This window comes from Vitiosangium sp. GDMCC 1.1324, assembly GCF_003044305.1.
Taxonomy (GTDB): domain Bacteria; phylum Myxococcota; class Myxococcia; order Myxococcales; family Myxococcaceae; genus Archangium.
The window spans coordinates 179,228-198,545 of record NZ_PZOX01000015.1 but is presented as its reverse complement, the minus strand read 5'-3'; the positions used below and the strand labels follow the sequence as shown (position 1 = coordinate 198,545).

At 68.8% G+C, this 19,318-nt stretch carries 19 protein-coding genes; 9 read left to right on the top strand and 10 right to left on the bottom strand.

Going from position 1 to position 19,318, the window contains the following annotated elements; all coding sequences use genetic code 11:
• Position 1: 1 nt before the first annotated feature.
• Genes DAT35_RS36105 through DAT35_RS36090 form a run of 4 tightly spaced genes read right to left on the bottom strand, consistent with a single transcriptional unit; the run spans position 2 to position 2,806 of the window.
• Positions 2 to 949, bottom strand: a complete 948-nt coding sequence (locus tag DAT35_RS36105; RefSeq protein ID WP_108073804.1) for an RluA family pseudouridine synthase — start codon at positions 947 to 949, stop codon at positions 2 to 4.
• Positions 946 to 1,779, bottom strand: coding sequence for a GyrI-like domain-containing protein (locus tag DAT35_RS36100; RefSeq protein ID WP_108073803.1), 834 nt, complete (start codon positions 1,777 to 1,779; stop codon positions 946 to 948). The genes DAT35_RS36105 and DAT35_RS36100 overlap by 4 nt, the downstream gene beginning before the upstream one ends.
• A 50-nt stretch (positions 1,780 to 1,829) precedes the next feature.
• Positions 1,830 to 2,225: a VOC family protein gene (locus DAT35_RS36095; protein ID WP_108073802.1), complete on the bottom strand. Its 396-nt coding sequence runs from the start codon at positions 2,223 to 2,225 to the stop codon at positions 1,830 to 1,832.
• Between the two features lie 59 nt (positions 2,226 to 2,284).
• On the bottom strand, positions 2,285 to 2,806 hold the full coding sequence (locus DAT35_RS36090) for a DUF962 domain-containing protein (RefSeq protein WP_108073801.1): 522 nt from the start codon (positions 2,804 to 2,806) through the stop codon (positions 2,285 to 2,287).
• A gap of 101 nt (positions 2,807 to 2,907) precedes the next feature.
• Here DAT35_RS36090 and DAT35_RS36085 point away from each other — a divergent pair, with 101 nt between their 5' ends.
• Together DAT35_RS36085 and DAT35_RS36080 are read left to right on the top strand one after the other, a co-directional pair.
• Positions 2,908 to 3,612: a Crp/Fnr family transcriptional regulator gene (locus DAT35_RS36085; protein WP_108073800.1), complete on the top strand. Its 705-nt coding sequence runs from the start codon at positions 2,908 to 2,910 to the stop codon at positions 3,610 to 3,612.
• A gap of 146 nt (positions 3,613 to 3,758) precedes the next feature.
• Entirely contained in the window at positions 3,759 to 5,123 is a 1,365-nt protein-coding gene (locus tag DAT35_RS36080) for an MFS transporter (protein WP_108073799.1), read from the top strand.
• Positions 5,124 to 5,169: 46 nt separating this feature from the next.
• Here DAT35_RS36080 and DAT35_RS36075 read toward each other — a convergent pair whose 3' ends face one another.
• Positions 5,170 to 6,375, bottom strand: coding sequence for a choice-of-anchor D domain-containing protein (locus DAT35_RS36075; protein WP_158502054.1), 1,206 nt, complete (start codon positions 6,373 to 6,375; stop codon positions 5,170 to 5,172).
• A gap of 157 nt (positions 6,376 to 6,532) precedes the next feature.
• Between DAT35_RS36075 and DAT35_RS36070 the strand changes: the two genes are divergently transcribed.
• Positions 6,533 to 8,053, top strand: coding sequence for a peptidase M3 (locus DAT35_RS36070; RefSeq protein WP_108073797.1), 1,521 nt, complete (start codon positions 6,533 to 6,535; stop codon positions 8,051 to 8,053).
• Between the two features lie 30 nt (positions 8,054 to 8,083).
• Here the strand turns inward: DAT35_RS36070 and DAT35_RS36065 are convergent, their stop codons facing one another.
• Positions 8,084 to 8,410, bottom strand: a complete 327-nt coding sequence (locus tag DAT35_RS36065) for a hypothetical protein (protein WP_108073938.1) — start codon at positions 8,408 to 8,410, stop codon at positions 8,084 to 8,086.
• Between the two features lie 162 nt (positions 8,411 to 8,572).
• Positions 8,573 to 9,613, bottom strand: a complete 1,041-nt coding sequence (locus DAT35_RS36060; RefSeq protein WP_108073796.1) for a hypothetical protein — start codon at positions 9,611 to 9,613, stop codon at positions 8,573 to 8,575.
• Between the two features lie 105 nt (positions 9,614 to 9,718).
• On the opposite strand from DAT35_RS36060, the gene DAT35_RS36055 reads away from it, so the two are divergent.
• Complete coding sequence (locus DAT35_RS36055; RefSeq protein WP_108073795.1) at positions 9,719 to 10,561, top strand: DUF2058 family protein; 843 nt, start codon at positions 9,719 to 9,721, stop codon at positions 10,559 to 10,561.
• Between the two features lie 99 nt (positions 10,562 to 10,660).
• On the opposite strand, the gene DAT35_RS36050 is transcribed toward DAT35_RS36055, so the two are convergent.
• A complete protein-coding gene (locus DAT35_RS36050; protein ID WP_108073794.1) occupies positions 10,661 to 12,106 on the bottom strand; it encodes a M20 family metallopeptidase in 1,446 nt (481 codons plus the stop codon).
• 173 nt (positions 12,107 to 12,279) lie between these two features.
• On the opposite strand from DAT35_RS36050, the gene DAT35_RS36045 reads away from it, so the two are divergent.
• A complete protein-coding gene (locus DAT35_RS36045) occupies positions 12,280 to 12,624 on the top strand; it encodes a YkgJ family cysteine cluster protein (protein WP_146210042.1) in 345 nt (114 codons plus the stop codon).
• A 223-nt stretch (positions 12,625 to 12,847) separates the two neighbouring features.
• Entirely contained in the window at positions 12,848 to 15,286 is a 2,439-nt protein-coding gene (locus DAT35_RS36040; RefSeq protein ID WP_158502053.1) for a DNRLRE domain-containing protein, read from the top strand.
• An 18-nt stretch (positions 15,287 to 15,304) separates the two neighbouring features.
• Here DAT35_RS36040 and DAT35_RS36035 read toward each other — a convergent pair whose 3' ends face one another.
• Entirely contained in the window at positions 15,305 to 16,483 is a 1,179-nt protein-coding gene (locus DAT35_RS36035) for an acyl-CoA dehydrogenase family protein (RefSeq protein ID WP_108073791.1), read from the bottom strand.
• An 82-nt stretch (positions 16,484 to 16,565) separates the two neighbouring features.
• Between DAT35_RS36035 and DAT35_RS36030 the strand changes: the two genes are divergently transcribed.
• Positions 16,566 to 17,327 carry an SDR family NAD(P)-dependent oxidoreductase gene (locus tag DAT35_RS36030; protein ID WP_108073790.1) on the top strand — a complete coding sequence of 254 codons (762 nt, stop codon included), beginning with the start codon at positions 16,566 to 16,568 and terminating at the stop codon, positions 17,325 to 17,327.
• Positions 17,328 to 17,342: 15 nt separating this feature from the next.
• On the opposite strand, the gene DAT35_RS36025 is transcribed toward DAT35_RS36030, so the two are convergent.
• Positions 17,343 to 17,774: a MarR family winged helix-turn-helix transcriptional regulator gene (locus DAT35_RS36025; RefSeq protein ID WP_199243094.1), complete on the bottom strand. Its 432-nt coding sequence runs from the start codon at positions 17,772 to 17,774 to the stop codon at positions 17,343 to 17,345.
• A 190-nt stretch (positions 17,775 to 17,964) separates the two neighbouring features.
• Here DAT35_RS36025 and DAT35_RS36020 point away from each other — a divergent pair, with 190 nt between their 5' ends.
• Positions 17,965 to 18,345 (top strand): DoxX family membrane protein, encoded by a 381-nt coding sequence (locus DAT35_RS36020; RefSeq protein ID WP_199243093.1) that lies wholly within the window; start codon positions 17,965 to 17,967, stop codon positions 18,343 to 18,345.
• A complete protein-coding gene (locus DAT35_RS36015; RefSeq protein WP_108073788.1) occupies positions 18,342 to 18,689 on the top strand; it encodes a c-type cytochrome in 348 nt (115 codons plus the stop codon). The genes DAT35_RS36020 and DAT35_RS36015 overlap by 4 nt, the downstream gene beginning before the upstream one ends.
• The last annotated feature ends 629 nt before the right edge of the window (positions 18,690 to 19,318 follow it).

The following is a 19,318-nucleotide window of genomic DNA, read 5'->3' as shown; positions in this document are numbered from 1 at the left end:
CTCAGGCCGGAGGCTCCAGGGGCCGGATGGGCCCCGAGGGAGCCTGGATGCCCGCTGCCGCGAAGAAACGCGCGAGGTCCTCGGGTACGGGGGCCTCGAACCGCACCGGTGCGCCCGTGCGCGGGTGGCCCAGCTCCAGTGCTTGCGCGTGCAGCAGGCACCGAGGAGCCGGAATGCCTCCCGCCTGCGCCGCCCCCGCGTAACGCTTGTCTCCGAGAATGGGAGCGCCCAGCGCCGTCAGGTGCGCACGCAACTGGTGCGTCCGCCCCGTCTGGGGCAACAGCTCCACCAGACAGAAATCCTTCCCCGCGTGCAGCACGCGGTACTCCGTGAACGCGGGGATGCCATTGGCCGCACGGGTCGCACGCCAGCGGCCCGGCCGGGATGGATCCTTCGACAGCGGCAGGTCGATGGTGCCCTGTGGCGGCAGCGCCACCGGCCCCACCGCCGCCAGGTAGCGCTTGCGGGCCCGCCCCTCGCGGAACTCCTCCGCCAACGCGGTCGTCGCCTCGGGCGTCTTCCCAAACACCGTCACCCCGGAGGTCTCTCGATCCAACCGGTGCACCAGCCCCGCCGTCCGCTTCAGGTGCTCGCCCACCCGGTCCGCCAGACTGTCCCCCACCCTCCCCTCCGTGGGCTGCGCCGTCATGCCCGCGGGCTTGTCCACCGCGATGACGTCTTCGTCCTCGTGCAGGATTCGAAGGGTGGGCGCCGGGCCCGGTGCCGCCGCGAGCGGGCTCTGTCCGCCCTCCTCCAGCACCACCGTCACCACCTGTCCCGCGGACAGCCGGGTCCGCGCGTCCCGGCTCCGGCGCCCGGCCACATACACCGCCCCCACGTCCACCAGGCGCGCCGCCTCCTCGAGTGGCACGCCCAGTTCCGCCGCCAGTGCCTCTCCGAGAGGACGGTTCACATGGGCGACTTCGGCTCGGAAGGTGCGGCGCTTCACTGCTCCTCCAGGGGCATCATCAGGTCGAGCTCCAGCGCATCCAGCCCCGTGACACTCGCGTCCTTCAGGTAGATCTCCACGGTGGGTGCTCGGCCAATCCGGTACGGCGAGTCCGATAGCACAACCGCCGCGACCAGTGCGTCATATGCCTCCCGGAAGGACGAAGCGGGGCCCACGAATCGAGTCACCGCGTAGAGGCGCTCCGGAAGCGAGTACCTGCCGAGCGGCTGTGGCAGAGGACCAGGCACGGAGGAGCCCGGCTGCAGCGCGGCCCGGTAGCGCAGGCGCTCGGTGGGAGTGACAGCCGGGTCGTCATAGCTCAGGCCCAGGATGGCGCGCGGAGGGCCTCGCAGGTGGGCCGAGACACCAGAGAAGAGCGCCTGGAAGGCCCGCCCCACCTCCGCGTAGGGACCGATGTGGTCCGCGTACACGAGCTCCGGGAAGGCGGCGCGCCGGACGGACCAGTCGAGAGGTGAGGCTCGAGCCGATGAAAGGCCGTGCGCATGGCGGTAGCGGGTGGGCGGAACGCCGAAGTGGCGCGTGAAGGCGCGGGTGAAACCCTCGTGGCTCTCGTATCCGGAGTCCAGTGCCACATCGAGCACGGAGGCCCGGGAGTAGCGCAGGCGGATGGCGCCCGCCTCGACACGCAGCCGGCGCACGTGCGCTTCGATGGACTCGCCCACCAGGGCCCGGAATACCCGGTGCAGGGAGAACTCGCTCAGACCGGTGAGCTCGACGAGCACATCGAAGTCCACGGGCTCCTCCACCCGGGACCAGAGATGGTCGAGCACCCGGGCGATGATGGCTTCGTGGAACGTGCGGGAGCCCATGGGGCGGCCAGGATAGCCTGGACCCGGGCCGCTCCTGTGGAAGTCCCTGTTCACGAAGCGCCGTGGAACACCGCCTCGACATTGTTGCCGTCCGGGTCGAACACGAAGGCGCCGTAGTAGTGGGCGTGGTAGTGAGGCCGCTCGCCGGGTGCGCCGTTGTCCTTCGCGCCGGACTTCAGTGCCGCGCGGTGGAACGCGTCCACGGCCGCCCGGTCCTTGGCGACGAAGGCGACGTGGCGGGGCGAGGCGGGCTCCTTCACCTCGATGAGCCAGAGGGCGGCCTTGCCGGGAGGGCCGAAGGCGCACATCCGGCGGCTGGGGAACTCCGGGTCCCACGTGGCGGTCATCTCCCGCACCAGGCTGTAGCCCAGGGGCGCGAACGCCGCCTCATAGAACGCCTTCGATACGGGGTAGTTGGTTGCGTAGAAGCTCAGGTGGTCGATCATGGTGACCACCTCGTATCAGAGCCCTTCGGACCGCGCTTGACCGTCCCTGCGCGGGAGCTTCAGGCAACCGCCTTGTTGCGGATATAGGTGGGGCCCGCCTTCGCCTCCACGGCCTGGCGCACCTCGTTACGCAATCCCAACATGAACCCCAGCTCGGCGACGACGAACAAGGGTCCGACGAGCAAGCCGATCAGGTCGTCCACGAAGGCCGGCTTGCGCCCTTCGTAGTAGTGGCCGACGAACTGGAACACCCAGCCGACGACGAAGAGACCAATGCCAGCGCCCAGCCAGGTGGAGGTCTCCTGCACGGCGAACGCATGTCCGGCCCACAGGTTCAGCGTCATGAGCGCGGCCATGGTCAGCCCGAAGCGGGCATCCAACCGCAGGTAGAAGCCCACCGCGGCGAGGCTGACCACGGCGGCCGGCGACAACCACAGCCCGAACGCCGCGAAACCGGTCCGGGATAGCAGGACTGCGACGGACAGGGTGATCATCGGAATGCCGATGAAGTGAGTGGCGATGTTGCGGCGGTCTCGGTGATAGGTGGCGTATTGCGTGAGGTGCTCAACAAGCGTTTTCATGGATGCTCTCCCTGTGCATGTTGAATCCCGATGATGGCCCTGACGCCGATCGGAACTCTGTCGGTTGGCCGACAGAGTCACGGCGCCCACCGCGAGGACCCATGAAAGACGAGCGCGTGCAGGACTGGAGGGAACGTGTCCTGAGCGGTCGATGGTTCCGGGCGATTCCCGAGGTGCTGCGCGACAGGCTACTGGAGGCGGCCGTGCTGCGCCAACTGGCGCCAGGACACCGGCTGTTCTCTCGGGGCGATCGCCCCTGTGGGCTGTACTGCGTCGTCGAGGGGGCCATCCGCATCACCGGCGTCAGCGAGGCCGGCAAGGAGGCGCTCCTGACGTTCATCGAGCCGCCGAACTGGTTCGGGGAAATCGCCCTGTTCGACGGCCAGGAGCGCACCCACGACGCGGTGGCGGAAGGCCCCACCCGAGTGCTGCAGGTTCCCCAGGCGGCGATGGAAGCGCTGCTGCATGACGAGCCGCGTTATTGGCGCGACCTCGCCCTGCTCATGAGCCACAAGCTGAGGCTGGCCTTCATCGAGCTGGAGGACAAGTCGCTGCTGCCCTCGGCGACCCGTCTGGCGCGCCGGCTGGTGCAGATCGCCGAGGGCTACGACGACGGGCCCGAGCGCGGCCGGCGGATCATCCACCTGTCGCAGGAGCAGCTGGCGATGATGCTGTCGATCTCCCGGCAGACGACGAACCAGATCCTCAAGGACCTGGAGGCCCGGGGCATCGTCCGCCTCACCTACGGGGAGATCGAAATCCTCGAGCTGGAGGAGTTGCGAGGCGCGGCACGGCTGCCCCCCTGAACAGACCCAAGGCCTCAACAATTTTCATCGAGGTCATCAAGAAAGGTCGGGAGAGGGGCGTGCCCCCGCTCCTGAGCCAGGTGCGTGGGAAGGACATCGGGCGTACGACTTCCGGCCGGATGGGTTCGCCCCGTGGAGGTCAAGAGATGGAAGCGTCCGATGGTCTGCCAACGCCGCGCAGGTACTGGTCCATCGTCGCCATCGCACTCGGGATCATCATGGCCGTCCTGGATGGGGCGATCGCCAACGTCGCACTGCCCTCCATCGCGAGGGATCTGAACGCCTCGCCGGCCTCGTCCATCTGGGTCGTCAACGCCTACCAGCTCGCCATCGTCGGCTCACTCCTCCCGTTCGCCTCGCTGGGAGACATCGTGGGCTACCGCCGGGTCTTCCAGGCCGGCCTGCTGACGTTCACGCTGGCCTCGTTGGCCTGCGCCATGTCCGGCTCGCTCGTGGCATTGACGCTCGCACGCATCCTCCAGGGCTTCGGCGCGGCGGCGCTCATGAGCGTCAACGCCGCCCTCGTCCGCTTCACCTACCCGAACCGTCTGCTGGGACGGGCCATTGGCATCAACGCCTTGGTGGTCGCGGTCTCCTCCGCGGTCGGCCCGACGGTCGCCTCGGCCATCCTGTCGGCCGCTCCATGGCCCTGGCTGTTCGCCGTCAACCTGCCGATGGGGACCCTCGCCCTGCTCATCGCTCACAGAGCGCTGCCTCATACCGAGCCCTCGCGCCAGCCCTTCGACCTGGTCAGCGCGCTGCTCAATGCCCTGACGTTCGGCCTGCTCATCGTCGGCGTCGAGAGCGTGATGCTCCACCCGCTGCCAGGCGCCCTCGCGCTCGCCGGCGGCCTCACCACGGGCGTGGTGCTGGTGCGGCGGCAGCTCTCGAAGACCACTCCGCTCGTGCCGATTGATCTGCTGCGGATTCCCGCCTTCGCCTTCTCGGTGGCGGCCTCCGTCTGCTCCTTCTCCGCGCAGATGCTCGCCCTCGTCTCCCTCCCCTTCTACTTCCAGAACGTCCTGGGGCGCACCCAGGTGGAGACCGGACTGTTGATGACGCCCTGGCCCGTCGCCGTCGCCGTGATGGCGCCGATCGCCGGACGGCTGGCGGATCGCTTCTCGGCGGCGGTCCTGTGCGGCCTGGGGTCGGTCATCCTGTCGCTCGGCTTGACGCTGCTCGCGCTCCTGCCGGCGACCGCGCCGAGCGGCGCCCTCATCTGCGGCATGGCCATCTGCGGTGTGGGCTTCGGCTTCTTCCAGTCGCCCAACAACCGCTCGATGCTCGGCTCGGCTCCGAAGTCCCGGAGCGGCGGCGCGGGCGGCATGCAGGCGACGGCCCGGCTCCTGGGACAGACGTGCGGCGCGGCCCTGGTCGCGGTGATCTTCCGGGCCGCTTCGAGCCATGGCTCCACGGTATCGCTGGGGGTCGGTGCGTGCTTCGCGGCCACGGCGGCCCTGGTCAGCACCTTCCGGCATCACCGGCAGGTGGACGTCCAGGTGGCACCGTAGAGCAAGACGCACCGGGTCCCCCATGGACCCGGGCGACGGGGAGGGCTCAACGAAGCTCGAGCGGGCTCACACCGGTACCGGTGAGCTCGCGGTATGCCGAAACCATCCCGCCCGCGGCATCCATGTAGAGGAGGGTGATGTAGGCACCGAACGAGTCAGCCCGGGCCGGTGCGAAGGTCACCACCATCGTGCAGCTCGCGCCGACCCCGAGCCTGGTAGCACAAGTGCCTCCAGTGCCAGGAAACGACCCGCCCTTGAAGGCGTAGGGCTCGTCGAGGCCTGACCTCCCATTGATATTGATAGCGTCCTCGCCTCCCGTGTTGGTGACCGTGAAGGTGTGCTCCGCGACCGTTCCGATGGCGACGGCGCCGAAGTCGAACGGCTCCGGCCCGGAGATGGAGAGTTTCGCGGGGGGCCTGCCCGAACCGGAGAGGACGAGCGGCATGCTCCGGAAGGAGACGCCATCCTCATACGAGAGCGACAGCGTGGTCTTCGCCAACCCCTCCTCGCCGGGGGAGAAGCCCAGGACGAGGGTGCAGCTCTCTCCGGCCGCCAGGGTAATCCAGCACGTGCCCCCCGTTCCGGGCTGGTATCCGCCCTTGAAGGAGAAGGGCGCCGGAGGCGTGCGCGCCGAGAGCTGGAGTGCATCCACATCGCCGGTGTTCGTCAGGGTCACGGTGCGCCACGCCGACGAGGCGCGGCTCACGACTCCGAAGTCGACGCTCGCCGGTTCGACGACCACGAGCGCGGGAGCAATCCCCTTCCCAGCGAGCGTCCGGACGATGTCACCATCCACCAGCCCATTGCCGGCCTGGACCTTGAGCGTTCCACTCACGGATGCGCGCTCGGAGGGAGTGAACGCCACCGCGACCTGGCACGAGGCGCCAGCGGCGAGCTCGCTCCCGCACGTGCCCCCGACGCCCGGGAAGGTGCCGCCCACGAACGAGAAGGAGGCCCCCGTCAGGGTCACCTCCAGCGGCTTCGCCGTGCCCGTTCCCCGGTTGTGCAGGAAGAATCGATGCTCGGCCGTGGTCCCGATGAGGGTCGAGCCATAGTTGAACCCGGACGCATCGGACACCTCGACCGCCGCCCCCTCCGACGAGCCCGCGTCCCCTCTCGTGTCCGTGCCCCTATCATCGATGACGCCATCGCCGTTGCCATCGCGCGGGTCGGTCCCCGACGATGACCCTCCGCACCCGGCGAGCACCACGAGCCCCAGCACCCACCCTCTGAAGAACACACGCTTGAACATTGATTCCCCTCTCTCGTGACCCCGCATGCCCACCACGCGGGGGAGCGGTGTTCTCTACCCGACATCACCCGCAGCGGGGAGAACATCGCGCCCCCGGCACCCGTGGTTGCCTCGGGCCTTTTCCCCCGTGACTGAAGTGTCTACCTTCCGTCACCGCATGGACCGCCCCCTCCCCACCCTGCGCGCGAACCTGGACGACTTCCTCGCCGACCTGGCCACGCTCCACTACCGCCATGCCGCCGGCCTCGCCCAGGCGCTCCCCCTGCGCGAGCTCTACGAGGACTCGCCCGAGATCTCCTCCCCCGAGGCCTTCGCCGCCGCCACCGAGACCGTCCCCAAGGCCCAGGCCAAGGGCGACTCGCTGGGCGTGCGCCGCCTGCGCCTCTTGCGCGACTTCATCGCCACCCAGGTGGAAGAGGCCCTCGCCGCCCCCGAGGCCGAGGCCGTGGCCCGGCTGGAGGCCAGCGCCCGCCTCCCCGTGGACGATCGGCTCCTCTCCTTCGGCGAGGCACTCGGCCAGCTTCCCCATGAGCCCAACCGCGGCCGGCGCGCCCTGCTCGAGAGCGCCGCGGGCGGCTTCCTCTGGGACAACCGGGGCCGCTACGGAGCCCGCCGCGACGCCGCCTTCCGCGTCGCCGAGCAACTGCGCGCTCCCAGCTACGTCGCCCTGCGCGAGGACGTCTCCGGCATCGAGCTGAGCAAGCTGGCCGAGGCCGCCGAGCAGACACTGCGCCGCACCGAGGACGCCTACCGCGACGTGCTCGGCTACGTCCTCAAGAAGGTGGACCCCCTGTTGCGGCCCCTGCCCTCGGGCAATGCGCGCCGGCACGACCTCCAGGCCGCAACCCAGGTGCCGTGGATGAGCACCTTCTTCCGGCGAGAGGACGGGTTGCCCGCCGTCGTCCGGTGGCTCGGCGAGTGGGGCTTCCACCCGTCCGCCGAGGGCCGCATCCGCCTGGATGACGAGGAGCGGCCCGGCAAGGCCTCGCGTCCCTTCACCGCCGCGGTGCGCATTCCGGACGAGGTGCGCCTCGTCTTCCAGCGGCGCGCGGGGATGGACGCCCTGGGCAGCCTCCTGCACGAGTACGGCCACGCGCTGCACCACGCGCACGTGTCGGAGCAGCTGCCGCTGGAGCTGCGCCGGCTCGGAGACGCCTCGGTGACGGAGGCCTTCGCCACCCTCTTCGAGCGGCTCCTCACGCAGGAGGAGTGGCTCAAGCGCTACCTGCGGCTGCCCTCGGCCACGGCGCGCGACGCGTCCCGCATGGCGGCCTTCCAGGGGCTCACGGTGCTGCGCCGGCACAGCGCGAAGCTCGCCTACGAGCTGTCCCTCTACGCGCACGGCGCCTCGCCCCAGCGGGCCGAGGAATACACGGAGGCCCAGCGGCGCGCGCTCTTCGTCGAGGCGCATCCGGGCTTCTTCCTCTTCGACGTGGATCCTCAGCTCTACGTGGCGCGCTACCTACGCGCCTGGGCGCTGGAGTCGCGGCTCACGGAGCACCTCACCGGGCGCTTCAACGAGGACTGGTGGCGCAACCCCACCGCGGGCCGCTGGCTCCAGGGCCTCTTCGCACGAGGCGGAACCGACGACGCCGAGGCACTCGCCACGGAGATTTCAGGAAAAGGGCTGACGCTCCCCGAGGCGGGTGACCGCCTCGTGGCTCTGCTCGACCGGTAAACGTCAGCCCGGGAGGGGAAGACCGGGGGACTACTTCTTCTTGCGCAGCGCGCGGACGATCTTGTCCTTCGTCGCGTTGGCGCCCGTGGTCGCCTTGGGCTTGCTGGCCGACTTCGCCTGGCCCGTGCGCTCGCGCATGGCCTTCATGAGCTGCATCTCGATGACGAGCAGCTCATCGCCGAGCTCCTCGTTGTTGCCCGCGGCACGCGGGAGCGGCGCGCTCTTGCTGGCGGCACCGGCCCCGTGCCGCATGCGCAGGACCTTGTCCTCTTCGGACGTCAGGGTCTGCGTCTTCTCCAGCGCGGCCTTGACCTCCTTGGCCGTCACCGTCGTGCTACTGCCGACCTTGCGCTCCATCTCCGCTCCCTTGCTCGTGGGCACCTGAACATCCGATCATGTCGGATGCGTCCGGGCCGCAACCGACGAGGATTGTAGAGATCGCAAGAGGAGGGTCAAATTTTCTTCCAACAGGCCGCTGCCTCCCTGTAGCGGCCTGCCTCACGCACAACACCTGGTGCGTCAGTTCCCCTCATCGTCCCCGGGCTCGTCCGAGGGACCGGGGGCGGCACCGGTGTCGGCGCCCTCGGGCTTGTTGCGGGGAATCCCGAAGCGGTCCAGCGCGTCCGCGATGCCCTGCGGCTTGTCCGCGTCCGGCAGGAAGCTCTCCGGCGGCTGCAACCTGGGGTCCTGCCCGATTTCACTCAGCGCGGAGTCCAGCACCATGCGCAGCTCGGCGGCGCCTCCGGCGTCACTGGCGGGCACGGTGATGCGCCCATCCAGGCGCACCTTGAGGACGACGGACGTGGAGGCGTCCACCAGCACCTCGCCGCTCAGCGACTTGGGGGTGCGGTGCTCGAAGAAGGCCAGGCGGCGCTTCGTGGTCTCGTCCCGGCCGCCCTTGGGCTCGATGAGGCCAGGCAGCGAGGCCGGCGTGGTGCCAGTGTTGCCTTCTGGACCCAGGTCCACGGTGTAGCGCCAGGCGGTGCGGCCCTCGTGGGTGACGGTGCCCTGGGGCGACAGGTGGATCCGTCCGCGGAAGAGCGCGTCCATATCCCGGATGGCGCCGGTGAGCTCGGAGCGGGTGCGCTCGGCCATGCCGCGGTCGCGCAGACGCTGGCGGAAGGTGCCGTAGCGGTTGCGGGCGTACACCTTGCCCCCCACGCGCATCACCTCCAGGCCCTGGTCCCGACTGTTCTCCAGCACACCATGGAAGTCGCCGCTGACACCGCCCGGGCCGGCGCGGAAGGTGCGGGTTTCCGACAGTTTGACGGGGGCGGTGCCCGGGGCTCCGGCCCACTCGGAGCTGACGGTGGCCTTGTAGGCGTGCGGTCCCAGACGCTCGGTCACCTCCGCGGCATCCATGGACAGGATGCGGCGCGCCACGCGGGGGTTGTCCGCGACGTCCTCGGGGGGAAGCTTCTCCGCGGCGGAGGCCACCACCTTGGGCGGGTCCTCGGGAGAGAAAATGCGCGCCTTGGCCGCCTTGTCGACAGGGTCCTGGCAGGCCACGGCGGCGAGCGCCAGGGCGGCGGCGATGGCGAACTTCGAAAAACGGGTCACGGCTCCTCCGGCTCCAAGCAGGGGGGGTTGCCCAAATTACGGGGCGAGTGCTGGAGCGGCAAGGGACGGCTTGCGCGCGCCAATGTACGGGATACAACGCCATCTATGCAGAACCTGCGTGACAAGCTCTTGAAGGCCGGCCTGGTCTCCGAGGACCAGGCGAAGAAGGCGGAGACCACAGCCCAGAAGGTTGCCCGCCCCGCTCCCACCCAGGCACCCCGGCGCGAGGGACCGCCCCGCCGCGAGCGCGACGAGCGTGAGCCGCGCGACCAGCGTGGGCGCGAGGAGAGGCCCCCGCGCCGCGAGGGCCATGAAGGTGGACGTCCCCAGGGAGGACGCCCGCAGGGTGGACGTCCCCAGGGCGGCCGGCCCCAGGGTGGACGCCCCCAGGGAGGGCGGCCGGGCGGTGAGCCATCGGGCGGCATCGTGCCCAAGCTGCCGCCGCTGCCGGGCTCGAAGGCGGCCCAGCGGATGGAGTCCAAGAAGCAGGTGGAGATCGACCGGAAGCTGCGCGAGCTGGTGCACGGCGGGCAGGTGCCGGTGGATGTGGGCGCCACCGTCTTCTACTTCATGACGCGCAAGGGGAAGCTGCGGCGCCTGGAGCTGACGGAGGCGCAGGCGAAGCAACTCGAGGACGGCACGCTGGCGGTGGTGGAGCGTCCGGAGCCGGCGCAGATCGAGCACTCGCTGGTGCCCGCGGCGGTGGCCGAGCAGATGTTCGCCGTCTCCAAGAAGGCGGTGCGCTTCCTGAACCGGAAGGACCAGCCCATCGGCTTCATGAGCGATGACGAGGTGAAGGAGAAGCAGGCGGCGGAGGCGCGGGGCGAGGAGCCGCAGGCGGAGGAGGACGACGAGTCCACCGAGGGCGGCGAGGAGTCCACGCCGGCCGAGGCCGCCGCCGAGAGCACCGCGAGCCCCGAGGGCAGCGCGGAGCCGACGCAGTCCTGACCGTGAATCCCTCCCCTCGCCCCTCGGAAGAGGGACGGGGTGAGGGCACCGAGAGCCCTGGCCACGGAGGACCAGGGCTCGCACCGGCGGCCGAGCGGACTACCGCGAGTGATGCGCGGAGATGACGCTGGCCACGCAGCAGGTGAGCTTCTTGCCGGTGGGGATGTGCAGGAACTCGTTGGGCCCGTGGGCGTTGCTGTTGGGGCCGAGCACGCCGGTGATGAGGAACTGGGCCTCGGGGAAGCGGCGGCCGAGCATCTCCATGAAGGGGATGGTGCCGCCCTCGCCCATGGCCATGAAGGACCGGCCGAAGAAGGTCCGCGAGGCCTCGTGGGTGGCGGACTCCAGCCACTTCTCGAGCGGCGGCGCGTCCCAGCCCGCGCTGGCCTTCTCACCCTCGAACGTCACCTTGGCGCCGTAGGGCGGATCCGCCTCCAGGGTCTGCTTGAGGGCCTGGGTGGCGGCCTTGGGGTCCAGGCGGGGAGGAATGCGCATGGACAGCTTCACGGAGGTGTAGGGGCGCAGCACGTTGCCCGCGCTGCCCAGGGTCGGCATGCCCTCCACGCCCGTGACGGAGAGCGCCGGGCGCCAGGTGCGGTTGAGGATCTGCTCGTGGCGGTCGGCCGTCGCGGGGCGCGCACCGGGCACCCAGGGGAACTTCGAGTACACCTCCTCGCCGAGCACCTCGGCCACGGCGGCGGCCTGCTCGCGGCGGGCCTGGGGGATGTGGACCTGGAGGCCCTCGACGCGGATGCGGCCGGTCTGCTCGTCCTCCACGCGCGAGAGAACCTGACGGAGGATGCGGAACGACGAGGGCACGATGCCGCTGGCGTCACCCGAGTGCACGCCCTCGGAGAGGATGTCCACGCGCAGGTTGCCGGAGACGAGCCCGCGCAGCGAGGTGGTCATCCACAGCTGCTCGTAGTTGGCGCAGCCGGAGTCGAGGCACACCACGAGCGACGCCTTGCCGATGCGCGGGGCGAGGTGCTCGATGTAGGCCGGAAGGTCGTAGCTGCCACTCTCCTCACAGGCCTCGATGAGCACCACACAGCGCGCGTGGGGCACGCCCTGCTCCTTGAGCAGGCGGATGGCCGCGAGCGAGGCGAAGGCCGAGTAGCCGTCATCGGCGCCACCGCGGCCAAAGAGCTTGTCGCCCTCACGTACCGGCTCCCAGGGAGAGAGCCCCGCGCGCCAGCCGGTCATCTCGGGCTGCTTGTCGAGATGTCCGTAGAGCACCACGGTGTCGTCACCCGTGCCCGGAATCTCCATGTAGATGACGGGGGTGCGCTCCTCGCCCTTCTCGTTCTTGAGGGTGATCACCTCCACCTTCAGCCCGGGGATGTGCTTCGCCTGGGACTCGCACCAGCCGGCGATGAGCTTCACCGCCTTGTCCATGTGCCCCTTCTTGGCCCAGTCCTGCTCGAAGGCGGGCGACTTGTTGGGGATGCGGATGTACTCGTGGAGCCTGGGAAGGATCTCCTCCTCCCAGATGCGCTCGGACGAGACGGTGGCGGTGGTGCTGTTCAGCCGGGGGCTGTTGCTCATTCGAATTGGCTCCGGTTCGGAATGAAGGCTTCCCCCCATCTACACCACCCGAGGCCATAATGGGCGTGACTCTCGTGATCGCAGGGCCGCTCCCCAGGCGAGCCACACTCGGGGTGCCCCGGATGGAAGACGGGATGCGTGGGTCTTGACGCAAGGCGCTACAGTGCGAGCCCATGCCGAGTCTGGACTGCATGCGCTGTGGGGCGTGCTGCTGCAACCCCGACGAGAACCGGGCCGAGGGCTTCCCCTATTACGTCGAGGTGGAGGACCCTCGCAGCCGGCTGCTCTCGCGGGAGGACCTGAAGAAGCGGTACGTGGTGCTCGACCCAGAGGGTATGCCTCACCTGCGGCTGGACCCGAGCGGCCGGTGCGCAGCATTGAGGGGCAAGCTCGGAGGAAACGTGAGTTGTGCCATCTACGCCGACCGCCCCCGAGGGTGCCGCAAGGTGGAGGCCGGCAGCCCACGCTGCCTCCAGGCACGACGCGAGCGAGGCATCGACCCCCCCTCCGTCAGGTAGTCCGCTCTCTTCCCAACCTGGGAAGGTCTCTTCCCGCTGTGCGGCATCCACGTTCCCACTCCCTCACCGGGGGATGACGCCCTGCCACAACCGCCTCCACTCCAGGCGAAGACCCACGGGCATACCGGGTGCACACCTGCCCCCCACGCGGCTGAACACGCTGCCCGGGGAGGCCAGGATGGGGCACGAGGGATCATGGGGACACAGGTGGGTGAGCGGGCTCGTGGCCCTGGTGCTGCTGACCCATTGCGGTGGCGGAAATCCGATGGAGGCCGCGCACGAGGAAGTAGGGCCGCAGGAGCCCGCCACGATTCAGCAGGAAGTGTCCACCACACGAAACTTCGCGGCGATCGCCGACGCGCGATTGAACGCGGCCGAGCCCACGCGGAACTTCGGCGGCGCGAGCACGCTGGTGGCGGACCTCTCGCCCCGGCAGGAGAGCTACTTGCGCTTCACCGTCAGCGGGGTGACGGGCAGGGTGACCCGGGCGGTGCTACGGCTGTACGCGACGGACGGCACCTCGGATGGGCCGCGGGTGTTCTCCACCTCGGGCTTCTGGACGGAGGGAGAAATCACCTGGAACAACCGGCCCGCTCCGAGCGGCAGTGCCCTGGATGACACGGGAGCCATCGCCAGCCGCACCTGGGTGGAGCTCAACGTGACGGGAGCGGTGCGCGGCAACGGCGAGTACAACCTCGTCCTGGTGGGCACCTCGGGCGACGGGACGAACTTCGCCTCGCGCGAGAACAGCCAGACGTCGCTGCGGCCCCAGCTCGTCCTCACCGTGGAGCCGGCTCCGACTCCCGACTGCATGCCGAGCACGGACACCTGGTCCTCCGACGTCGAGCCCATCGCGGACGGGTACGCGTCCCAGAGCGAGCCCACGCGCCACTTCGGCGACGCACCGGTACTGAAGGTGGACGGCTCGCCCCGGCTGGAGAGCTACCTCCAGTTCGGCTTCAGCTTCCCCGACGAGTGGCACGTGCGCGGGGCGAAGCTGCGGCTGTTCGCCACCGACGAGACCTCGAACGGCCCGCGCCTCTACCGCGCCAGCAATGAATGGCCGGCCTGGGACTTCGACTGGAACACCCGTCCTCCCCTCCTGGGCCCTCCGGTGGGATACGCCGGTCCCATCACCGCCAACACGTGGGTGGAATACGACGTGACGGCAGTGGTGCCAGAGAGTGGTGCCTACAGCTTCGGCCTCCTGCCCGAGTCCACCAACGGAGTGGATTTCGTTTCCAAGGACGAGGCCTCCGAGCACGCCCCTCGGCTGCGGCTCGCAGTGGAGACGGACACTTTCTGCACCTATCGAGGGACGGGCGGTGGCCTCACGGGCTGGGTCCGGCAGCTGGGTGGAATGGGCCCCGAGGTGCTGCACGCCCTGGCCACCGACACCACGGGAGCCTTCGTGGCGGCGGGCCGTTTCGGCGACGCGCCCTTCCCCAACGGCTCCGGCTTCGCCCTCTCGCGCTACACCGCGGACGGGACACCTGTGTGGACCCGGCAGGTGACCACCGGCAACGTCTGGGTGAAGGCCCTCACCGTCACGCCCCTGGGAAACATCCTCGTGGTGGGCCAGTACGGAGGTGCGCCGGACCTGGGCACGGGTCCCCTCCCCGTCGCGCCCGATTACGGCGACTCCGCTTTATTCATCGCGAAGTTCTCCCCCACGGGGCAGACCGAGTGGGCCCACGGCTTCCTGGCCACCTACGTCCGCCCGCCTGACAATGAGTTGGAGAACTGGCCCGTGTTTCCAATGGCCGTGGCCACCGATGCCCAGGGCAGTCTGATCGTCGGAGGCCTCTTCCAGGGCCTGATGGACCTCGGGGGTGGGCCGCTCTTCGCGGGCCTCGACAGCGTCTCCGAGTACGACTCGTCCCCAGGCGGATTCCTCGCGAAGTTCTCCTGGGAGGGCCGGCACCTCTGGTCCAAAGCCTTCCAGGGAAGAGACTCGGAGGTCATGGCCCTCTCCACCGATGGCGCGGGCAACATCCTCGTGGGCGGCGCGGTGGGTAGGAACGCGGACCTCGGCGATGGACTGCCGGGTGAGGCCGGCCCCTTCATCGCGAAGTACACGCCCTCCGGCGCGCTCCAGTGGAAGCGGCTGTTCCGTGGGGCCGACGGCGACGTCGTGGGCGTGCAGCCCCTGGGCACGAGCAGCGTGGCCTTCGTCGCCAACCTCGGCAGGACCTTCACCTTCCGAGGCCAGACGTACACCGGGGGCGATCCGTCGGTTCCGCCCTTTCCGGAGAACGTCAGTGGCTTCACCGGCACGCTGAGCACCTCGGGAGGGGACGGCTGGCTCCGGGCCCTCGGGCTCACCACCACTCACGGGCTCGTCACCGGAAGCGGCGGGACATTCACGATTACCGGGAGAGGCTCCGCCTTCGACCTGGGCGGAGGTGTCCTCGGCACGGGGGTCTCCGGTCGCTGGAGACCCTACGTAGCGCGCTACTCCTCATCGGGCGGGCCGCTCTGGTCCCGCGCCTTCGACAAGAACCTCGAGGGCGAATCCTACGGACAGAAGCTCTTCCTGGCGCCACAGCCGGGGGACGCGGTGGTGCTGGGCGGCGACTTCACCGAGCCCGTCCTGCTGGACAGCAGCACCCATCTCTCACGCGGAGCCAGCGACCTGCTCTACTTCCAGTTGAAGCCGTAGGCTCTCACCGCGAACGGCTCAGCTGAAGGCGTCGTAGCCGGTGATGGCCTTGCCGAGCACCAGCGTGTGCACCTCGTGGGTGCCCTCGTAGGTGTACACGCTCTCGAGGTTGAGCATGTGGCGGATGGGCGGGTAGGCGTCGGTGACGCCGTTGGCGCCGTAGATGCCTCGGGCCACGCGGGCGATCTCCAGCGCGGCCTTCACGTTGTTGCGCTTGGCCAGGCTCACCATGACGGGCGTGGCCTTGCCCTCGTCCTTGAGGCGCGCCAGCCGCAGCGAGAGCAGTTGCGCCTTCACGATCTCCTGCAGCATATCCGCCAGCTTCTCCTGGGTGAGCTGGTAGGCGGCGATGGGCTTGTCGAACTGGCCCCGCGAGAGCGAGTACTCGCGAGCCCCCTCGAAACAAGCGATGGCGGCACCGGTGACGGCGAAGGCGATCGTCATCCGCGCGTTGTTGAGACACGACAGGGGCCCTCGCAGGCCCGTCACTCCGGGCAACACATTGCTGTCCGGCACGCGCACGTCCTGGAAGGACAGCTCGCTGGTGGTCGACGCGCGCAGAGAGAACTTCCCGGGAATCTCGCGAGCGGTGAAGCCGGGCATCCCCTTCTCCACGAGGAAACCACGAATGGACTCGGGGCCACCCTCGTCCGTCTTGGCCCACACGACGGCCACGTTGGCGATGGTGCCATTGGTGATCCACGTCTTGGCGCCATTGAGCACCCACGCGTCCCCATCACGGCGGGCCCGGGTGCGCATGCCGGCGGGGTTGGAGCCGAAGTCGGCCTCGGTGAGACCGAAGCAGCCAATGATCTCTCCACGGGCCATGCCGGGCAGGAAGCGCTGCTTCTGCTCCTCGCTGCCGTAGGCGTGGATGGGGAACATGCAGAGCGAGCCCTGCACGGAAGCGAAGGAGCGCAGCCCCGAGTCCCCCCGCTCCAGCTCCTGAAGACAGAGGCCGTAGCTGACGGTGTTCATCCCGGCACAGCCGTAGCCCTGGAGGTTGGCGCCGAGTACCCCCATCTCCGCGAGACGGGGCACGAGGTGCGCGGGGAAGGAGCCCTCGCGGAAGTGCTTACCGATGATGGGCAACACCTCGGTGTCGACGAAGCGGGCGACGGTGTCGCGAGCGGCCTTCTCCTCGTCGGAGAGCAGGTCGTCGATGCGGAAGAGATCGGTGATGTCCGCGCGAGGCATGGGGGAGTCCTCCTGGGTATGGGCGGGGGGCTTGTATCACCGAGCGGGCGAGCCGAACGAGGCCCGGGTATTCTCCGGGGCCATGACGACGACCCAGAAGACGGCGGTAGTGACGGGGGCGAGCCGCGGTATCGGGCGGGCCCTGGTGCAGGCCTTCGTGAAGGATGGCTACACGGTGTGGGCGCTCGCACGGGCGGCGGACGCGCTGGCATCCCTCGAGCGCGAGTCGGGAGGCGCGGTGCGCCCGCTGGCGGTGGACGTGGCGGACGAGGCGGCGGTGCTGGCGGCGAGCAAGCGCATCCTCGAGGCGGGAGTGCCCCGGGTGCTGGTGAACAACGCGGGCATCACGGTGTCGGCGCCGCTGAACAAGACGTCCACCCAGGACTTCCAGAAGGTGATGGCGGTGAACGTGACGGCGCCGTTCCTCTTCAGCCGCGAGCTGATTCCGGCGATGGCGGCGGCGGGCGGCGGCCGGGTCATCAACATCGGGAGCATCGCGGCGACGCGGGGCGTGAAGTACACGTCGGCCTACTGCGCCTCGAAGCACGCACTGCTCGGACTGACGCGCTCGCTGGCGGTCGAGTGGGCGCGCAAGAACGTGACGGTGAACATCGTGAATCCGGGCTGGGTGGAGACGGACATGCTCACCAACGCCAAGGCCGCCATCTCCAAGACCACGGGCCGCTCGGAGCAAGAGGCACACGCGGCGTTGGCGAACATGAACGCCATGGGCCGGGTCATCCAGCCCGAGGAGGTCGCGGCGTTGTGCGTCTTCCTGGCCTCGGACGCGGCGGCCGGCATCACCGGCGCGTCGTACAACATCGACGGGGGCGAGGCGGGCTGAGCCCCCGTCCTGCATCTAAGGAGTTGGATCCCCCAGCACCTGCCGGAGCTCCTGGAGAAGCTCCAGGAGCCTGCGCCGGCGAAGCTCGGGAAATCCATCGAGCACCTCCTCGAAGTGCTCGAAGATGAGCGGAGGCAGGACCGCCTGCAGCTGGCGCCCCTCCCAGGTGAGGTCCACCCGGAACGAGCGCCCGTCCTTCGGGTCCTCCACCCTCACGATCCACCCTCTCTTCTCCATTCGGGAAATCATCCTGGAGATGGAGGGCAGATCCTGCAGGGTGACACGGGCAATCTCCGAGGGAGACAGCGGCCCGTGCGCCCAGAGGGATGCAAGGGTCTGCCATTGCTCGGGTGAGAGATCGTGTTCCCGCAGCGCGCGGATGAGTTCCCGGCGGAACAGGAGCGCAGCGCGGTAGAGGTTGTATCCAAGTTGATCGTTCAGTTCCACGGCGTCCTCCACATCGATGATGCCCGGTCTTTCTGACGTTGGCGCCAATCGCGGGAGTCGTCGGACCTCCTTGTTGAGCCGCATGGGTACATCTTAATCCGAGAATAGTTGCCCGGACAATTACATCTTGCCCCACCCGGAGTCACCCCCTATACTTGTCCGGACAACCAAATCACGAAAGGAGGCCGCCGTGCACAGAGTGGAGGTCGCCATCCGGTGGCTGATGGGAGCCGTGTTCGTGCTCTTCGGAGCGAGCAAGTTCTACCCGTTCATGCCCACACCACCGGTGCCCCCCGCGGCGAGCACGTTCATCGCAGCCCTGATGACCACCGGGTACATGTGGCCGCTGGTGGGACTCATCGAAGTCATAGGTGGAGCCCTGCTGCTGTCCGGACGGTTCGTCCCCGTCAGCGTGGCCCTCCTGGCCCCGATCATCACCAACATCGTGCTCTACCTGCTGCTTCTCGCGAAGACGGGGCCGGGCATCGTCATGGCCCTCTTCCTCACCTCCAGCGAGCTGTTCCTGTTCTGGCGGTACCGCCAACGCTGGAGCACGGTGGTCTCCGCATGAGGGGCACGGCTCGCTCCCGCGCCACCCGTGCCGCGGTCCCGGGGGCGCTCCTCGCTGCCTGGCTCCACCTGGGCTGCGAGGCACCGGACACGGTGCTCGCGAAACACGGATGCTCCTCGTGCCATGCCCCCACCACGGAGGGCATGGGCCCCTCCCTCCGCCGCATCGCATCGCACTACGACTCGCGGGAAACGCTCATCCAGTTCCTCGAGGGAAAGAGCACTCCGCGTGTCTCGCCGGAGGGCTTCGAGGCGATGAAGCCCATGGTGGCGCGGACCATTTCCCTGACGCCTGAAGAACGCGCGCGCGTCGCCGAGGCGATCCTCCGTCATCGCGCGGAGTGAGCGGCAACGGGCCGGAGCCCAACTCCGGCCCGTTCTCTTTCGTGACACCTTCTTCATGCTCCGATGGTCCACGGGCCCTCCCCACGAGGCCCGGTGTGACCCGGGCATGCGCACCCTCCTCTCACAATCAGGTGACGGCGAGCGTCCGGCGGAAGCCAGACAGCCATTCGCCATCACATTGATTGACCTGTGAATCAATCCCTCTCAACCAGACCAGGCGACGCAAATTTTGCCGTCCCGGGACCCCGGCGCGAAATCCGTGCACGGCATTCCGCCATTCATGATTTCTCACAATTCTCAAACACCCATCTCCCCAAGCGAGTCGGAAACCCAAGACACATGGCATCCACATTGCACGTGGAAAAGACTATTGCCAACGCACCTTGTTGTCTGCACAATAAAAAACACTGAGGGCGGACTTCTCTCCTTTTCCGGCTTGAATCCCTCTCTCGCCGACGCTCAAATGATTGAGCACCAGCGACCTCACCCTTCCGGCGGCACCGACTCGCGAAACAAGGCAGTCACAAAACAAAACATTCACACTCTGGCCACGACAACTCCTCGTAGCCCGGGCTTGATGCAATGAATTCTCCACTGACATGGCATGTCGGATGAGTTTCGTTCTCATC

Bases quoted from the DNA above. Each gene is read 5' to 3' on its own strand.
- DAT35_RS36045 (WP_146210042.1), top strand. From the start codon at position 12,280: ATGCCGAGTCTGGACTGCATGCGCTGTGGGGCGTGCTGCTGCAACCCC.
- DAT35_RS36095 (WP_108073802.1), bottom strand. From the start codon at position 2,225: ATGATCGACCACCTGAGCTTCTACGCAACCAACTACCCCGTATCGAAG.
- DAT35_RS36035 (WP_108073791.1), bottom strand. From the start codon at position 16,483: ATGCCTCGCGCGGACATCACCGATCTCTTCCGCATCGACGACCTGCTC.
- DAT35_RS36030 (WP_108073790.1), top strand. From the start codon at position 16,566: ATGACGACGACCCAGAAGACGGCGGTAGTGACGGGGGCGAGCCGCGGT.
- DAT35_RS36100 (WP_108073803.1), bottom strand. From the start codon at position 1,779: ATGGGCTCCCGCACGTTCCACGAAGCCATCATCGCCCGGGTGCTCGAC.
- DAT35_RS36090 (WP_108073801.1), bottom strand. From the start codon at position 2,806: ATGAAAACGCTTGTTGAGCACCTCACGCAATACGCCACCTATCACCGA.
- DAT35_RS36070 (WP_108073797.1), top strand. From the start codon at position 6,533: ATGGACCGCCCCCTCCCCACCCTGCGCGCGAACCTGGACGACTTCCTC.
- DAT35_RS36075 (WP_158502054.1), bottom strand. From the start codon at position 6,375: ATGTTCAAGCGTGTGTTCTTCAGAGGGTGGGTGCTGGGGCTCGTGGTG.
- DAT35_RS36055 (WP_108073795.1), top strand. From the start codon at position 9,719: ATGCAGAACCTGCGTGACAAGCTCTTGAAGGCCGGCCTGGTCTCCGAG.
- DAT35_RS36080 (WP_108073799.1), top strand. From the start codon at position 3,759: ATGGAAGCGTCCGATGGTCTGCCAACGCCGCGCAGGTACTGGTCCATC.
- DAT35_RS36050 (WP_108073794.1), bottom strand. From the start codon at position 12,106: ATGAGCAACAGCCCCCGGCTGAACAGCACCACCGCCACCGTCTCGTCC.
- DAT35_RS36085 (WP_108073800.1), top strand. From the start codon at position 2,908: ATGAAAGACGAGCGCGTGCAGGACTGGAGGGAACGTGTCCTGAGCGGT.
- DAT35_RS36065 (WP_108073938.1), bottom strand. From the start codon at position 8,410: ATGGAGCGCAAGGTCGGCAGTAGCACGACGGTGACGGCCAAGGAGGTC.
- DAT35_RS36015 (WP_108073788.1), top strand. From the start codon at position 18,342: ATGAGGGGCACGGCTCGCTCCCGCGCCACCCGTGCCGCGGTCCCGGGG.